This window comes from Streptomyces sp. P1-3, from assembly GCF_050613155.1.
GTDB lineage: Bacteria > Actinomycetota > Actinomycetes > Streptomycetales > Streptomycetaceae > Streptomyces.
Window position 1 is genome coordinate 6,798,422 of sequence record NZ_CP192512.1, and the last position, 18,087, is coordinate 6,816,508.

At 70.9% G+C, this 18,087-nt stretch carries 4 protein-coding genes; all 4 read left to right on the forward strand.

The features are described from left to right. Nucleotides 1-5: 5 nt before the first annotated feature. From ACQUSR_RS29110 to ACQUSR_RS29125, 4 genes are read left to right on the forward strand one after another with little or no spacing between them, the layout of a single operon-like run. Nucleotides 6-1,127: a cytochrome P450 gene (locus ACQUSR_RS29110; protein ID WP_431045569.1), complete on the forward strand. Its 1,122-nt coding sequence runs from the start codon at nt 6-8 to the stop codon at nt 1,125-1,127. After that, complete coding sequence (locus ACQUSR_RS29115) at nt 1,121-7,486, forward strand: amino acid adenylation domain-containing protein (protein ID WP_431045571.1); 6,366 nt, start codon at nt 1,121-1,123, stop codon at nt 7,484-7,486. Before ACQUSR_RS29110 ends, ACQUSR_RS29115 begins: the two co-directional genes overlap by 7 nt. Beyond that, nucleotides 7,483-10,953, forward strand: a complete 3,471-nt coding sequence (locus tag ACQUSR_RS29120; RefSeq protein ID WP_431045573.1) for an amino acid adenylation domain-containing protein — start codon at nt 7,483-7,485, stop codon at nt 10,951-10,953. Before ACQUSR_RS29115 ends, ACQUSR_RS29120 begins: the two co-directional genes overlap by 4 nt. Further along, a complete protein-coding gene (locus tag ACQUSR_RS29125; RefSeq protein WP_431045576.1) occupies nt 10,950-18,083 on the forward strand; it encodes an amino acid adenylation domain-containing protein in 7,134 nt (2,377 codons plus the stop codon). The genes ACQUSR_RS29120 and ACQUSR_RS29125 overlap by 4 nt, the downstream gene beginning before the upstream one ends. The last annotated feature ends 4 nt before the right edge of the window (nt 18,084-18,087 follow it).

The following is an 18,087-nucleotide window of genomic DNA, read 5'->3' on the forward strand; positions in this document are numbered from 1 at the left end:
GCCGGGTGGAACGGGAGAACGGGGGCCCCTTCTGGGCGGTGCTCACCTACGGCCTCGTGTCCCAGGCGCTGGCCGACACCCGGACCTTCAGCTCCAGCAGGGGCATGCGGCTGGACGCCGACTCTGTCGCCACCGCCGCAGCATCCGGAAAGATGATGGTCATCACCGACCCGCCGCAGCACGGCAAGATCCGACGGATCGTGAGCAACGCCTTCACTCCGAAGATGGTCCAGCGGCTTGAGTCGAACATGCGGATCACCGCGATCGAGATCATCGAGCAGGCCCTGGAGCAGGGTCAATGCGACTTCGCCGAGGTCGCCTCCCGGCTTCCCGTTTCGGTCATCTGCGACATGCTGGGGGTGCCGCGCGAAGACTGGGACTTCATGCTGAGGCACACCATGACCGCATTCGGCGTCGGCGCCGAGACGGCGGATCCGGCAGAGGCGGCGGCGGCACACACCGAAATCTTCCTCTATTACGACGAATTGATGCGGCGGCGGCGCAAGGAGCCACAGGAAGACATCATCAGCGCGCTCGTGCACGGATCGCTCGACGGCAGGCCGCTCACCGACGAGGAGGTCATCCTCAACTGCAACGGCCTGGTCTCGGGCGGAAACGAAACCACGCGGCACGCCACGATCAAGGGCCTGCTCGCTTTTGTCCAGAACCCCGGACAGTGGGAACGGCTGCGTTCGGACCCCGGCCTGCTGCCGAGCGCGGTACGGGAGATCCTCCGCTACTCGACGCCCGCCATGCACGTGTTGCGCACGGTGGTACACGACACGGCCTTCGGCGGTCGGGAGCTGATGGTGGGCGACGCGGTGACGCTCTGGCTCGCCTCGGCCAACCGGGACGAGACCGTCTTCGGCGATCCGCACACCTTCGACATCGAGCGCTTCCCGAACCGGCACCTGACCTTCGCCTACGGTTCGCACTTCTGTATCGGGTCGGCCTTGGCGAGCACTGAACTCGCCATATTCTTCGGCGAATTGCTCCGCCGAATGGAACTGCCCGAACTCGCCGGCGAAGTCCGCCGCATGTACTCGAACCTGATCGGCGGAGTCGAGCACATGCCGGTCCGTCTGCGCCGACGCTTACCGACCCCTGGAGAAGCCGAGCAATGGTGACACCGCAGGAGCTGCCCCTGACTGCCGCCCAGTTGGAGATGTGGGTCGCCCAGCAGCTCGCCCCCTCGAACCCGAGCTTCAACATCGGCTGCTACTTCCAGATATCCGGCCCCATCGACACGGGTGTCTTCACAGCCGCCCTGCGGCACGTCATGGAGGAGACGGAGGCGATCCGGGTGAAGATCACCACCGGCCAGGACGGCCCCCGGCAGCGCGTCGCCCCCCTCGGGGACTGGTCACCGCTCCTCATCGACGCCAGCGCACAGCCCGAGCCCGAGAGGTGCGCCACGTCGTGGATGCGGGCCGACCTGAGCCGGCCGCTCGACATCGTCGAGGACGCCCTCTTCGCCCAGGTGCTGTTCCAGGTGGCGCCGGACCGGTTCATCTGGTTCCAGCGCGCCCACCACGTGGTCATGGACGGTTACGGTCTCGCCGCGATCGCGCAGCGCACGGCTGAGGTGTACACGGCTCTCGTCTCCGACCGGCCGGTACCACCCACCGCCTTCAGACCGCTGAGTGACCTGGTGGCCGACGACCAGGCATACCGGAGTTCACCGGAGTACGAGCAGGACCGCGCCTACTGGCGGGTGCAGCTCGCCGCGTTGCCCGACGTCGCCAGCGTGGTGCCCGGCGCCACCAAGGCGCTGCCGCACTCGCTCATCCACCGGGGAACCCTGCCGCCGGAGCACAGCGCCAAACTGTTCCGCCTCGCGCGGTCCCTGCGGACCACGTGGCCGGCGCTCGTCGTGGCGGCAGCGGCCGGCTACGTGGGCGGTGTCAGCGGCCACCAGGACGTGCTGCTCGGGTTCACAGTGACCGGCCGCATCGGCGCCGTGGCCCGCAACACCCCCGGACACGTCTCGAACCTGGTCCCCCTGCGCCTGTCGGCAACCCCGTGGACCACCACCGCTGAGCTGGTAGGGCAGACCCGGGAGAAGCTGCGCGCGGGTCTGGCCGCGCAGCGCTACCGCGGCGAGGACATGCGGCGCGACCTCGGTCTCGGTGCCGATGCCCACGTCTTCGGCTGGCGGGTCAACATCATGCCCTTCGAATTCGACGCGGCCTTCGACGGCCACCCCGTGGTGATGCAGACGCTGTCCACCGGTCCGATCGAAGACGTCATCGTGAACGTCTACAACCGCGTCGGGACCGACGGCCTCCAGATCGACCTGGAGGCCAACCCGGCGCGCTACACCGAGGAGCAGCTCGCCGCCCAGCACGCCCGTTTCCTGAACGTACTGTGCTGGCTCGCCGAGACCGCCGACCCCGAAACACCTCTCGCCGCACTACCCGTTGCCACCGCGCCCGAGAAGGCCCGCGTCCTCGATCCCGAGTGGAACTCCTCCCGCCACCCGGCGGGGGACGAGACCCTCCCCGACCTCTTCGAGGCGCAGGTCGCCCGTACCCCCGACGCACCTGCGCTGGTGTGCGGGGAGACCGAGCTGAGCTATGCGGAGCTGAACGCCAGGGCCAACCGGCTGGCCCGGCTCCTGCTGGACCGCGGGGTCGGGCTCGACGACCTGGTAGCGGTCGCCGTGCCCCGCTCACCGGACATGGTCGTCTCGGTGCTGGCGGTCCTCAAGGCCGGAGCCGGCTATCTGCCGGTCGACCTGGACTATCCGGCCGAGCGCATCGCGCTCACCCTCGAGGACGCGGACGTGGCCCTGCTAGTGACCACAGCCGGCTCGGTGGCCTCGCTCCCGACCCATCTGGGCGTACCGACCGTGCTCCTCGACGACGAGGCCACGGCCAAGGAGCTCGCCCGCCGGAGCACGGCCGATCCGACGGCTGCCGACCGTGGCGGACTCCTCACCCAGGCGAATCTCGCGTACGTCATCTACACCTCGGGCTCCACCGGCCGCCCCAAGGGCGTCCTGGTTGAGCACCGCTCCGTCGTGAACTACGCCGTACGAGGAGTGCGGGCCTACCCCGCACTGCACGAGGAGGCCCTCCTCCACTCTCCGATCGCCTTCGACCTCACCGTGACGGCTCTGTACGGCGTCCTGTGCGGTGGCGGCTGCCTGCGCCTGTACGACCTGGAGGAGTACGCCTCGTTCGACGATCCCCGAGGCCGGTACACCTTCCTCAAGGCCACCCCGAGCCACCTCGCGATGCTCTCCACCCTGCCCGCCCACTGCTCGCCGACCCGAGAGGCGGTCGTCGGCGGTGAGCCGCTGACCGGAGAAGTCCTCGCGGCGTGGCGACGGCTCAATCCGCAGGTCAGTGTCATCAACCACTACGGTCCGACGGAGACCACCTGCGGCTGTGTGGATCTGCGCATCGACCCGGCCGACGACATCCCGCCCGGCATCCTCCCCATCGGCCGGCCATTCGCCAACACCGGCCTCTGGGTGCTCGACTCGGCCCTGCGGCCCGTACCGGTCGGCGGCGTGGGCGAACTGTACGTCTCGGGCAGCGGCCTGGCGCGGGGCTACCTCGACCGCCCCGGCCTCACCTCCGAGCGGTTCGTCGCCAACCCGTTCGGCGCGTCCGGCAGCCGCATGTACCGCACCGGGGACGTCGTCCGCTGGCGCGAGGACGGCCGGTTGGACATCCTCGGCCGCGTCGACCACCAAGTGAAGATCCGCGGATTCCGGATCGAGCTGGGCGAGGTGGACTCGGCCGTCGGCCGGCACCCGAGCGTTCTACGGACCGCCGCGGTAGTGCGCGAGGACGAGCCCGGGGACAAGCGGCTGGTCTCGTACGTCGTCTGCGAGAAGGACGACCACGTGAGCCCGGCGGACCTGCGCGAGTACGTCGGCCGCGGCCTCCCCGCATACATGGTGCCCTCGGCGTTCGTCTTCATGGACGCACTGCCGCTGACGCCCAACGGCAAGCTCGACCGCGCCGCCCTGCCGGCTCCTCTCGTCAGCGGCAACCCGGGTGGCCGACCCCACCGCACCCGCCAGGAGAAGATCCTCTGCGATCTCTTCTCCGAGGTCCTGGGCGTCGCCCGGGTCACGATCGATGACAGCTTCTTCGACCTGGGCGGGCACTCGCTGTCCGCGGTCCGGCTCCTCAGCCGGATCCGCCGCGAGACCGGAACCGACCTCCCGCTGCGCAGCATCTTCGAGACCCCGACCGTCTCCGAGCTCACCGCGCTGCTCACCGGCACCGATGCGGGGCGGCCGCCCGTCACCCGGCGCAAGCACCCAGCGGCGATCCCGCTCTCCATGGCGCAGAACCGGCTGTGGCTCATGAATCAGCTGGAGATCCCGGGCGGCGTCTACAACATCCCGCTGTCCGTGCCGATCCACGGCAGGCTGGACCGGGCGGCGCTGGGCATGGCCCTGTCCGACGTCGTCGAACGGCACGAAGCCCTCAGGACGATCTTCCCGACGGGGCCGGACGGGGTCACGCAGGTGATCCTCGCCCCGGCGGCCGCCCGAATGGAACCGGAGGTGGTGCCTGCGACGGAGGAGAGCGTGCCCGAGCTTTCCCGGGCCTTCGCCCGCGTCGCCTTCGACTTGGAGAAGGATCTGCCCGTCCGGGCCGTGCTGTTCGAGGTGGCCGCTGAGCACCATGTCCTCGTCGTCGTGCTGCACCACATCGTCGGCGACGGCTGGTCGTTCGCGCCGTTCGCCCGCGACGTGGAGACGGCGTACGCGGCACGCAGCCGCGGATCGCTGCCCCAGTGGCCGCCGCTCGCCGTCCAGTACGCGGACTACGCGCTGTGGCAGCACGAGTTCCTGGCGGAGAACCGCCCCGGAGGCGTCATGGAGCAGCAGCTCGCCTACTGGTCCGAGCAACTGCGCGGTGTGCCGGCGCAGCTGGACATCCCCGTCGACCGCCCCCGGCCGACCGTACCCAGTTACGGCGGCGACACGGTCCCGCTCGATCTGGACGAAAGGCTCCACGGCCAACTCGCCGAACTTGCGGAGCACTCCGGGACCACCTTGTTCATGGTCATCCAAGCCGGCCTGGCCGCGATGTTCACCCGGCTCGGCGCCGGTGAGGACATCCCGATCGGCACCGGCGTCGCCGGACGGGTCGACGACGCGCTCGTGGATCTCGTCGGTTTCTTCATCAACACCCTGGTGCTGCGCACGGACGTCTCCGGCAACCCGTCCTTCCGCGAGCTGCTGACGCGTGTGAAGGACACCGACCTGTCCGCCTTCGCCCACCAGGACCTGCCTTTCGACCGCCTCGTCGAGGCGATCAACCCGGAACGCGCCATGGCCAGGCACCCCCTGTTCCAGGTGCTCCTCATGCTGCGCAACACGCCGAGGGCGGACCTGCGGCTGCGACTGCCCGGACTCGTGGCCGACGGCGTCGAGATCCCGGCCGGATACGCCAAGTTCGACCTGACGTTCAACCTGCGGGAGGTCAGGTCGTCCGACGGCCGCTGCAAGGGCATCGAGGGATTCATCGAGTACAGCACGGACCTGTTCGACCGCTGCACCGCCGAGCGGATGGCCGGACGGCTGGTCCGCCTCCTGGAGTGGGCGGTTGCCGACCCGGACCATCCGGTCGACGAGCTCGATGTCCTGCTGGACGACGAGCGGCAGCGGCTGCTCGTCGACTGGCCCGGCGCCACGGTCGATGTGCCGCGACTCACCGTGCCCGAGCTGTTCGAGGACCAGGTCGTGCGGAATCCAGAAGCGCCCGCGCTCGCCGCGGGCGCGGACGAACTGACCTATGCGGCGCTCAACGCCCGCGCGAACCAACTGGCCCGGCTGCTCGTAGAGCACGGTGTCGGACCGGAGCGCACCGTCGCGGTGGCCCTGCCCCGCTCGCCGGAGATGGTCGTCTCGGTCCTGGCCGTTCTGAAGGCCGGTGCCGCATATCTGCCCGTCGACGTCGACTACCCGTCGGACCGGATCGCGTTCATGCTCGATGACGCCCGGCCGGAACTGGTCATCACCCACTCCGAGCTGGTGCGGCGCCTCCCCGCCGAGGCCGGCCCGTTCCTGCTGGTGAACGACGGCGCCACGGCACGAGCCCGCGAGGCGATGCCGATGGACGATCTGTCCGACACGGACCGGATGGCGCCACTGCACCGGCACGGCGCCGCCTGCGTACTGTTCACGTCGGGATCGACCGGGCGGCCGAAGGGCGCGGTGCTCACACATGCCGGCATCAGCAGCCTGGTCGAGGCGCAACCCGTCGTCTTCGGGGCGGGAGTCGGCAGCCGGGTCCTGCAGATGGGGTCGCCGAGTTTCGACGCCTTTCTCCTCGAGATCTGCATGGCCCTGCTCTCGGGAGCCTGCCTGGTCGTGGCAGAGCCACGAGAGCTGACCCCCGGGGTTCCGCTGCGGAACCTGGTGGCCGCCCAGCGCGTGACGCACCTGACGATGCCGCCCTCCGCCCTCTCGGCGGTGCCGGCCGACGGCCTGCCGCCCGGGATCACGCTCGTCGTTGCGGGGGAGCGGGTCACAGGAGCGATGGTCCGCCAGTGGTCGCCCGGCCGACGCATGATCAACCTCTACGGTCCCACGGAGACCACCGTGTACGTCACGTGGTGCGGGCCGATGTCGGGTGACACGGCGCCGCCCATCGGGAGGCCGCTGATCAACTCCCGGCTGTACGTCCTCGACGCGAAGCTGCGCCCGGTGCCTCCCGGCGTGGTGGGGGAGCTGTACATCCACAGCGACGGCATCGCCCGCGGCTATCTGAACCGGCCCGGGCCGACCGCCGTGCGGTTCCTCGCCGACCCGTACGGCACGCCCGGCGCGCGCATGTACCGTTCCGGGGACCTCGTACGGTGGCGTGCCGACGGGCAGCTGGAGTTCGTCGGACGCGCCGACGACCAGGTCAAGCTGCGCGGCTTCCGCATCGAGCTGGGCGAGGTGGAGGCGACCCTGGAACGTCACCCCGGCGTGCACCAGGCCGTCGCCCTCCTCCGGGAAACGGGGGACGGGGACCGGCGGTTACTCGCCTTCGTCCTGCCCGCACCGGGGTATGACGTGGACCCGGTGAAGCTGCGCGACCGCGTCGGCCTCACGCTGGCGCCGTCCATGGTGCCCGCCGGCATCCAAGTGCTCGAGGCCATGCCGCTGTCTCCCAACGGAAAGGTCGACCGCGCCGCCCTGCCCGAGTTCACCGCGGGCCCGGCCGAGCCGGCGGGGCGGCCGCCCGGCAGCCGTACTGAACAGCTGATCGCCGAGGTCTGGGCGGAGGTCCTCGGCCGGGCCTCCGTCTCGGCCACGGACGATTTCTTCGCGCTCGGCGGCCACTCGCTGCTCGCCAACCGCACCGTCCTGCGCTTGGAGGAGCGGTTCGGGTTCGCGATTCCGATCCGGCTGCTTTTCGAGACCCCGACCGTCGAAGGGCTCGCTGCCTCGGTGAGCGGCCTCGCGCTGAACAGGGCCCTCGAGGCCGCGGCCGGTGGGCCGGACGAGGGAGGCGAACGGAGGTGACGAGCCCGATGAAGCGCTTCGTCGCGGATCTGTGCGCCGCTGTCCCGGGCGTCGGCGCGCTGCCCCCCGGAGACAACCTCCTCGACCATGGCGGCGACCAGCGGCTCGGGGCTCTCGCGGCGCGGCTGGCCGACACGCTGGGCTTTGAGGTGCCGGTCGAGCGGCTGCGCGGCGCCCGTACCGTGGCGGAGATCGCCACTGTCGTCGGCGACTTGGTCGTCGCCCGCGCCGGTGAGACGTCCCCCGCGCGGGAATCCGGGCCGCGCTCCGGCGCAGCGGCATCGGCCGGCTCGACGACCGGAGCGGCGGAGGAAGGCGCCTCCCAGGGACTGCCGCTGTCCTCGGCACAGCGCCGCCTGTGGTTCATGGAGCAGCTCCATCCCGGGCGGGCCGACTACAACGTCTCGCTCCCCCTGCGGATACGCGGCCGACTGGACGCCGCCGTGCTCGAGGCGGCGATCGCGGCGCTGGTCGATCGGCACGCATCGCTGCGCACCTGCTTCCAGGACTCCGGCGGAGGGCCGCGCCAACTGGTACGCCCCCTGGTCAGGACGACGCTGGAGCGGCTGGACCTGACCAGCTGTCCCGAAAGGGAGGCGTGGCAACGGTGCCGCGACCGCGTGGCGGCGGAGGCCACGCAGTCGTTCGACCTGGCGCGACCCCCCTTGCTGAGGCCGCTGCTCATCTCTGTCGCCCCGGACGATCACGTCCTCTCCCTGACGCTCCACCACATCCTCGCGGACGGCTGGTCGTGCGAGATCCTTGTGCGGGAGCTGGGCCTGCTGTACACGGCTGGCGTGGCCGACCGCCCTGCCAACCTGCCCGTACTCACCCTGACCTACGCCGACTTCGCCGTGTGGCAGCAGGGCTGGCTCCGGGAGGCGACCGCGCACGGCCAGCTGGAGTACTGGCGTGCCAGGCTGGGCGATCTGAAGCCGCTTCAGCTGCCGCTCTCCCAGCCCCGGCCGAACCTGCCGACCGGCCGGGGCTCGTCCTTCGCCTTCCGGCTGGAGCCGGAGACCGGGAACGCGCTGCGCTCGATCGCGCAGCACCACCGCGCCACGCTCTTCATGACCCTGCTGGCCGCATTCACCGTGCTGCTGCGCGGCCACACCGGGCGTGACGACATAGCGATCGGCACACCGACCGCTGGGCGGACCCGACTCGAAACCGAAGGTATCGTCGGCTTCTTCGTCAACACGCTCGTCCTGCGCATCGACCTCGCGGGCAACCCGCGGTTCGACGAGCTGCTCGCCCGGGTACGGGAAACCGCGCTGGACGCGTACGACCATCAGGACCTGCCCTTCGACCACCTCATCGACGAGCTCAACCCCGAACGGGACCTGAGCCGCAACCCGATCTTCTCGGTGAGCTTCGCGGTGCGGAACTCTAGCGGCATGCGGCTCTCCCTCCCTGGTGCGGACGTCGAACCGCTGGCCCGCGACGTATACGCGTCCAAGTTCGATCTCACGCTCAATGTCGACGAGTCCGAGGAGAGCCTGGCGCTCCAGTTCGTCTATGCCACCGACCTGTTCGACCCCGAGTCGATCGAGCGCATGGCCGGTCATCTGCGGCGCGTGCTTCTGCGGGTGGCTCAGGATCCCCGGATCCGGCTGCGGGACATCGAGCTGCTCCCAGAGACGGAGTCGGCGCGGATGCTGACGGCGTGGAACGGGAGCGGCAGAACGTCGAAGGGCGGCACGCTGCACGGCCTGTTCGAGGAGCGGGTGCGCCGGTCACCGGACGCGCCGGCGGTGGAGTGCGGCGGCCGCCGCGTGACGTACCGGCAACTGGACGCCATGGCGAATCGGCAGGCGCACCGGCTGCGGGGACTGGGCGTGGGGCCCGAAGTTCCGGTGCCCGTGTGCCTGGAGCGGGGTGTCGGCCTGGTGGTGGCCCTGCTCGGCGTGCTGAAGGCCGGCGGGGCATACGTGCCCTTGGACCCCGGTACGCCGAAGGAGCGCCTTCGGGTAGTCGTCGAGCAGGTCGGCGGGAGCGTCCTGGTGGGGGATTCCTCGTGCGCGGCATGGGTCCCGCATGGCGTGGTGCCGATCGCGGTGGACGAGGGCGAGGAGGGCCTGGAGAGCTGGGCCGGGAGACCCGCCGGGACATCCTCCCCGATGGCTGTACCCGAACGGGCGGCGGCGTACGTCGTCTTCACCTCGGGGTCGACGGGCGCGCCGAAGGGCGTGGTGGTGGAGCACCGGTCCATCGTCGGCTACGTACGTCGCGTTGCGGGGGCGTACCAGGGCCTGGCGCGGGGTGCGCTGCTGCATTCGTCCGTCGCCTTCGACCTCCCGCTGACCGGCCTGTTCGGGGCCCTGGAGGCCGGCGGCTGTGTGCACGTGGGCGACGTGGCGGACACCGGGGAGACCCCGGCAGTCGATGTCGGGTTCCTGAAGGCCACCCCCAGCCACCTCCCGCTCCTGCTGGCATCGGGGCGTGCACCATCCGGCGAACTGGTCCTGGGCGGTGAGGCGCTGACGGGTGGCGCGCTGTCGGCCTGGCGGGCGCTGCACCCGGATGCGGTCGTGGTGAACCACTACGGCCCCACCGAGGCCACGGTGGGGTGTGCGGACTTCCGGATCGAGCCGGGTGCGCCGCTGGACGAGGGGCCGGTGCCGATCGGCCGGCCGTTCGACCATGCGCGGATGTACGTGCTCGACGCGTGGCTGCGGCCGGTACCCGTGGGGGTGGCCGGGGAACTGTACATCGGCGGCGACGTGCTGGCGCGCGGGTACTCCGGACGCGCGGATCTGACCTCCGAGCGGTTCGTCACGGATCCCTTCGGCCCGCCCGGTGGGCGCATGTATCGGAGCGGAGATGTGGCGCGATGGCGGGACGACGGCGTCCTGGAATGCCTGGGGCGGGTCGATGAGCAGGTGAAGATACGAGGCTTCCGGGTGGAGCTCGGGGAGGTCGAAGCGGCCTTGTCCGCATGCCCGGGAGTGGTACGGGCCGTCGTGGTGGTCCGAGAAGACCGGCCGGGCGACCGCCGTCTGGTCGGCTACGCCGTCAGCGACGGCTCGCTGGTCGAGGGCAGCGCGCTGCACGCCGCCGTGGCGCGGCGGCTGCCCGCGTACATGGTGCCTTCCGCGGTGGTCGTGGTGGACGCGCTGCCGTTGACGGCGAACGGGAAGCTGGACCGGTCGGCGCTGCCGGCGCCGGAGCACCGGGTGTCGGGAGGCCTGCCGCGCACCGAGCTGGAGCGGGAGCTGTGCGGCCTGGTCGAAGAGGTGCTGGGCGTCGAGGGCGTCGGGACCGACGACAGCTTCTTCGACCTCGGTGGGCACTCGCTTCTGGCGACACGGCTGGCCAACAGGGTGCGGGACGTGCTGTCGCGCGAGCTCCCGGTCCACACCGTGTTCGAGGAGCCCACCATCGCGGGCCTGGCCGCCCGGCTGGAGACCGCGGCGCCCGCTCGGCCGGCGCTGCGCCGGATGCGACGCGAGGAGCAGCCATCGTGATCCCTTTGTCGTACGCCCAGCGGCGCCAGTGGTTCCTCAACCGGATGGAGGGCAGTGACGCGGCGTACAACATGCCGCTGCCCCTGCGGCTGTCCGGCCTGTTGGACCGTTCCGCGCTGAGCTCGGCACTCCAGGACGTCGTGCTCCGGCACGAGACACTGCGGACCGTCTTCCCGGAGACCGACGGCGTGCCCCGCCAACACGTCCTGGACGCCGCTGACGTGCCCTTCGCACTGGTGGTCCGCGAGGTGTCGGAGGCCGAGCTCACCATCGCTGTACGCGAGGAGTTCCGCCGCCCCTTCGACCTGACCCGCGAACCTCCCCTGCGGGCCGTCCTGTTCGCCCTCGCGCCGTCGGACCATCTGCTGCTGCTGGTACTGCACCACATAGCCTGTGATGGCTGGTCCCTGGTGCCGCTGGCTCGAGACATCGCCACCGCCTACGGGGCCCGGCGCTCGGGGCGGGCCCCGGCCTGGGAGCGACTCCCCGTGCAGTACGTGGACTACACCATGTGGCAGCGCGAGCTGCTGGGCGGCGAGGACGACCCCGACAGCCTCCTCGTCCGGCAGGGCGCGTACTGGCGGCGGCGCCTGGCGGGTCTCCCCGACCACCTGGACCTGCCCACCGACCGGCCGCGCCCCGTCACCCAGTCCTTCCGCGGCAGCAGGACGCCCATCAGGTTCGGTGCCGACCTGCACCGTCGGATCGCCGTCCTCGCCCGTGAAGAGCGGGCCAGTGTGTTCATGGTCGTGCACGCGGCCGTCGCCGCGGTGCTGACCCGGCTCGGCGCCGGAACCGACGTGCCCATCGGCACTCCCGTGGCCGGCCGCGCCGACGACGCCCTGAACGACCTCGTCGGATTCTTCGTCAATACGCTGGTGCTGCGCACGGACACCGGCGGTGCCCCGACGTTCCGGGAGCTGCTGCGGCGAGTCCGCACCACGGATCTGGAGGCCATGGCCCACCAGGACGTCCCCTTCGAACAGCTCGTCGAGGTCCTCAACCCGCCCCGCTCGACAGCCTGGCACCCCCTCTTCCAGACCATGCTGAGTTTCCGCAACAACACGGCGCCCTCCTTCGAGCTGCCCGGGCTCGTGGTGACCCTGGAGCAGGCCGACGTACCAACGGCCAAGTTCGACCTGCTGTTCAGCATCGCGGACCGCTACACGGCGGAGGGGGCCCCGGCCGGCCTGGAGGGGGTCTGCGAGTACGCCTGCGACCTCTTCGACCGGGAGACGGCACAGACGCTGGTGGCGCGGCTAGAACGGTTCCTGGAGGCGGCCACCAAGGCCCCGGACCAGCCCATCGGCCGCCCTGATCTGCTCGCCCCGCAGGAGCGTTCCCGGATCCTCAAGGAGTGGAACGACACCCGGGCGGACGTGCCCTGGACGCCGGTGGCGGAGCTGTTCGAGCGCCAGGTCGCGCTCGCCCTGGACGCGACCGCCGTGATGTACGAGGACGCGGAGCTGACGTACGCCGAACTCAACGCCCGGGCTAACCGGCTGGCTCGGCTGCTGGTGGCCCGGGGCGTGGGCCCGGAGCGCACCGTGGCGCTGGTGATGCCACGCTCCACCGAGCTGATCGCGGCCCTGCTGGGTGTGGTGAAGACGGGCGCGGCATACGTCCCGGTCGATCCGGACTACCCGGCCGACCGCGTCGCCCACATCCTCGGCGACGCCGGGCCCGAACTGGCGCTCGCCACGACCGGTACCCGGGCGCTGCTACCCGACGACATACCGGTGGTCGTCCTCGACGAGCAGGGAACGACCCTCACGGACGGCCCTGCGGAGAATCTGTCGGACGACGAGCGCCGGGGCCCGGTGCTGCCGCAGCACCCGTTCTTCATCGTCTTCACCTCAGGCTCGACCGGGCGCCCAAAGGGCCTTGTGTTTACCGCGGGTGGCATGGCCAACCTGATGGCGTGGCACCACGGCACCGGAACCGGCCGGGGCGTGGTCACCGCCAACTTCACGACGATCAGCTTCGACGTCGCTACCCAGGAGATCCTCGCCGCACTTCTGTCGGGCCGCTCCCTGGCCGTGCCGCGCGACGCCGTACGCCGCGACCCGGTGGCCCTGGTGCGCTGGCTCGACCGGCTTGGGGTGAACGAGATCTACGTACCGAACCTGGTCCTCGAGGCGGTGGCCGAAGCGGCGGCGGAGGAGGGACTGACCCTGCCCCGGCTGCGGATGCTGGCGCAGGGAGGCGAGGTGCTGGCTCTCCACGGACCCGTGCGGGACTTCTTCGCCAAGGTCCCTGGGCGTGTGCTGCGCAATCACTACGGCCCGTCCGAGTCCCATGTCGTCACCACGCACGTGCTCGACGGGGACGTCACGGGCTGGCCGGTGTTCCCGCCGATCGGCCGCCCGGTGATCAACAGTCGCATGTATGTGCTGGACGATGCGCTTCAGCCCGTCCCGGTGGGTGTCGTGGGCGAGCTGTACCTGGCGGGGGAACAGCTCTCGCGTGGCTATCTGAATCGGCCGGGGCTCTCGGCCGAGCGGTTCGTGGCGCACCCGTTCGGCGCGCCCGGCGAGCGGATGTACCGGACCGGTGACCTCGTGCGATGGCGCGCGGACGGCAGTCTGGAGTACCGGGGCCGGGCCGACCACCAGGTCAAGTTCCGGGGCATCCGGATCGAGCCGGGCGAGATCGAGGCGACGTTGCACGAGCTCGCCTCGGTGGCGAAGACCGCGGTCGTGGTCCGACCGGACGCACAGGGCAGGAAGCGGCTGGTGGCCTATGTGGTGCCGGAGCCGGCCGAGTCGGCCGACGTGGACGCACTGCGCGCCTTTCTGAGCCGCAGGCTGCCGCGCTCCATGGTCCCCTCGGCGTTCGTCCTGCTCGACGCCCTGCCACTGAACCCGAACGGCAAACTGGACCGGAACGCCCTGCCGGCACCGGACCCGGGCGCCGCCGCGACAAGGCGCGTGCCGCGCACCCCACGTGAAGAGGTCCTGTGCCGCCTCTATGCCGAGATCCTGGGCATCGGCGGCGTGGGCGTCGACGACAGCTTCTTCGAACTCGGCGGACACTCGCTGCTCGCCATGCGGCTGCTGAGCCGCATCCGGACGGTGATGGGGCTCGAAGTCGAGGTCAAGGCCCTGTTCGATGCGCCGACCCCGGCACTGCTGGCTCTTCGGCTGGCGGCCGGGGAGACCGCACGGCAGCCGCTGCGGGCCGGGCCGCGGCCCGCAGCCGTACCGTTGTCGCCTGGGCAGCTGCGACTCTGGTTCCTCAACAGGTTCGCCGGGCCGAACGCCTTGTACAACCTGCGCTTCGCCTTCAGCCTGAAGGGTGCCCTGGACATCGACGCGCTGCGGGCGGCGCTCTGGGACGTGCTGGCGCGGCACGAGGCTCTGCGTACCGTCTACCCCGACGTCGACGGGAGGCCGAGGCAGCAGGTCATCGCGGCCGATGACGCACGGCTCGACGTGTCGCTGACCGCGGTCGCGGCAGACGGCCTTGACGAGGCACTCGCCGCCGTGGCCGACACCGGGTTCGACCTGGTCACCGAACTCCCCGTGCGGGCCGCTCTGTTCGCGGTCGGCCCCGATGAACTTGTACTTCTCCTCGTCGTGCACCACATCGCTTGCGACGGCTGGTCCATGACGCCCTTGTGGCGCGACATCTCCACGGCCTACCGTGCCCGGTGCCGCCGGAACGCTCCCGCGTGGACCCCGCTGCCGGTCCAGTACGCGGACTACGCGGTGTGGCAGCAGCAGCTCCTCGGCACCGATGCCGAGCCCGACAGCCTGATCGCCCGGCAACTGGGCTACTGGAGGCACCGCCTGTGCGGAGTCCCGGAGGAGCTTGCCCTGCCCTACGACCGGCCGCGCCCCCCGGTGGAGGGTCACGAGGGCGGGCGCGTCGACTTCGCGTTGGACGCCGGGACCCACCAGCGGCTCGCGGAGCTGGCCCGTGACGGGCGCGTCAGCATGTTCATGGTGATGCAGGCCGCCCTTGCCGCGCTGCTGGCCAGGCTGGGCGCCGGCACGGACATTCCGATCGGCACCGCGGTGGCGGGCCGGACCGATGAGGCGCTGGACGATCTGGTCGGCTTCTTCGTCAACACGCTCGTACTGCGCACCGACCTGTCCGGGAACCCGACGTTCCGTGAGCTGATGCACCGGGTGCGCGACACCACCCTGTCCGCCTTCTCCCGACAGGACGTTCCGTTCGAGCGGCTGGTCGAGGAGGTGAACCCGGCCCGGTCCGCGGGGCGCCACCCGTTGTTCCAGGTCATGCTGAACTTCCTCAACGACGCCGAGGCGTCGATGGACCTGCCGGGCGTCGAGGTCGTCGCGCGGCGAACGGGAACCGGCATGGCCAAGTTCGACCTCACCCTGCACGTCAGGGAGAAGACGGACGAGGGCGGGGCCCGCCTGGGCATCGCGGGCTCCTTCGAGTACAGCGGCGAACTCTTCGACCGGGCGACCGTGGAGGGATTCGCGCCCCGGTTCGAGAGCCTGCTGCAGGCCGTCGTGCGTGACCCGGAACGACGCCTCGGCCAGATCGAGTTGCTGTCGGGCGAGGAGCTGCAACACCTGTCCTCAACATGGCGGCCCACCGGTCCACCGTCGGCGGGCGGGACCGTGCACGCGATGTTCGAGCGGCAGGCGGAGCGGTCCCCCGGCGCGGTGGCCGTGGTCGTCGGCGGTGCCCGTTGGACGTACGGCGAGTTGAACGCCCAGGCCAACCAACTGGCCCACTATCTGCGATCACTCGGCGTGGAAGTGGAAGACCTGGTGGGCGTGCATCTGGAGCAGGGCCCTGACCTGCTGCCGACGCTGCTGGCCGTGCTGAAGGCCGGTGCGGGTTACGTGCCCCTGGATCCAGTGAACCCGCCGGAACGACTGCGGTACTTCGCTGACGACGCGGACGTGCGGATGGTGGTGACGACCTCCTCACTGGCCGCCTCCCTCGCCCGCGCTTACGACGGTGCGCTGGTGCTGCTGGACGAACCGGAGACCACCGGGGCGCTGGCATCGCAACCGGTGACCGACCTGTCGGTGACGGTCCGCCCGGACAACGCGGTCTACACGATCTACACCTCAGGGTCGACCGGCCGCCCCAAGGGAGTGCTGCTCACCCACGCCAACGTGGTGCGCCTCATGGAGGCGGCGCACGCGAGTTACCCCTGCACCGCGGACGACGTGTGGACCATGGCCCACTCGTACGCCTTCGACTTCTCCGTTTTCGAGATGTGGGGTGCGCTGGCCTTCGGCGGCTGTGTCGTCGTGGTGTCCCGATCCGTGGCCCGATCCCCGGAGGACTTCCTGGAGCTGCTGGTCGAACAGCAGGTCACCGTCGTCTCCCAGACGCCGACGGGGTTCCGCTCGTTGGTGGCGGCCGCGGCCGAGGGGGATGCCCGGATGGACCGGCTTCGGCTGCGCGCGGTGGTCCTCGGGGGAGAGAGGCTGGAGGTCGCCGAACTCAGGCCGTGGGTGGCCCGGGTGGGCCTCGACCGGGTGGCTCTGGTGAACATGTACGGCATCACCGAGACCACGGTGCACGTCACACATCACCCGGTGCGGGAGAGTGACATCGAGGCGGCGGGCAGGAGCCCGGTCGGACGGCCGCTGCCGGATCTCGCGGTCTACCTGCTGGACGAGTGGCTGCGGCCGCTACCACCGGGCGTGTCGGGTGAGATCTACGTGGCGGGTCCGGGTCTGGCCCGCGGCTATCTGCGGCGCGGGGCGCTGACGGCGGAGCGCTTCGTGGCGGATCCGTTCGGCCCCCCGGGCAGCCGCATGTACCGCACCGGCGATGTGGCCAGACGCGCTGCGGACGGCGTTCTTGAGACGGTGGGCCGGGCCGACGACCAGGTCAAGATCCGTGGCTTCCGTGTCGAGCCGGGTGAGATCACGGCTGAGCTCCTGGGGTGCGACGGAGTGCGCCAGGCGGTGACCGTGGCCCGTGAGGAGGTCCCTGGGGACAAGCGACTGATCGCCTACGTCGTCCCCGCGGAGCGCGGCCGGGCCCCGTCCGCCGGCCTCCTCCGCGCCGAACTGTCGCGGCGGCTGCCGGAGTACATGGTGCCGTCGGCCGTGGTGCTCTTGGAGACGCTGCCGCGGACGGCCAACGGCAAGCTGGACCGTCAGGCGCTGCCCGCCCCGCGGTACGAGACGTCGCGGGGCGGTGCGCGCACGGCGCTGGAGCGCACGCTGTGCGGCCTGTTCGAAGAGGTCCTGGGCGTGGAGGCGGTCGGGGTCGACGACGACTTCTTCGACCTCGGCGGTCACTCGCTCCTCGCGGCCCAGTTGGTGAGCCGGGCGCGGACCACGGCAGGCGTGGACCTGACCCTGCCCGCGCTCTTCCAAGCCCCCACGGTCGTCGGATTGGCGAAGGCTCTGGAGAGCGCCGAGCCCGGAGAGGAAGGCCCGCTCGTCCTCCTGCGCGAGGGCGCCGGCCGCCCGGGAGGGCGCGGTGCGGCGGAAGGCGCCGACCCCTCACCCATCGTGCTCGTCCACCCCGTCGGCGGCGGCCTTCTGTGCTACCGGGAGCTGGTCGACGCTCTCGACGAGGCTTGGGAGATCGCCGCGTTCGAGGCCCGTGTCCCCTCGGGCGAGTCGCTCGCCCAACTCGCCGCCCGCTATGTGCGAGAGCTGGCGGCCAGGTACCAGCGGGGGCCCGCCCTGCTGTGCGGCTGGTCGTCCGGTGGGGTCCTGGCCCATGAGATCGCCCGGCAGTGGCAGGCGGCGTCCGGCGTCGCTGTTCCCCTGCTGCTGGTCGATTCCGTCCCCGCCGATCAGCTGCTGCACGGCTGCGAGCCGGAGACCATCCGGCGTGCCTTCGACCATGACGTGGCCCGGGGAGCCGGGGTCGAGGCGCACCGCCTCGCCGATGTCGACCTCGACCAGCCCTGGATCGAGGCGCGCTTCGCGGTGTTCGACTGGCTGTACCGGGAGATCCACGGCCATCGGACGGGGGTGTTCTCGGGCCCCGTTCACGTCGTGCACTGCGCCGGATCCCCGGACTCGCTGCCGTCGCAGTGGGAGCCGTGGTGCAGTGAGTTGTCCGTTCATGAGTTGAAGGGAGGACATTTCGATGTCCTCCGGGTGCCATATGTCGCAGCGCTGTCGGATGTCATGGCGAATGTGCTCGCGGATTCGCGCGCCGCCCCGTAGCCCC

Excerpts from the sequence above, each read along its gene's own strand:
- ACQUSR_RS29115 (WP_431045571.1), top strand. The coding sequence starts at position 1,121 with ATGGTGACACCGCAGGAGCTGCCCCTGACTGCCGCCCAGTTGGAGATG.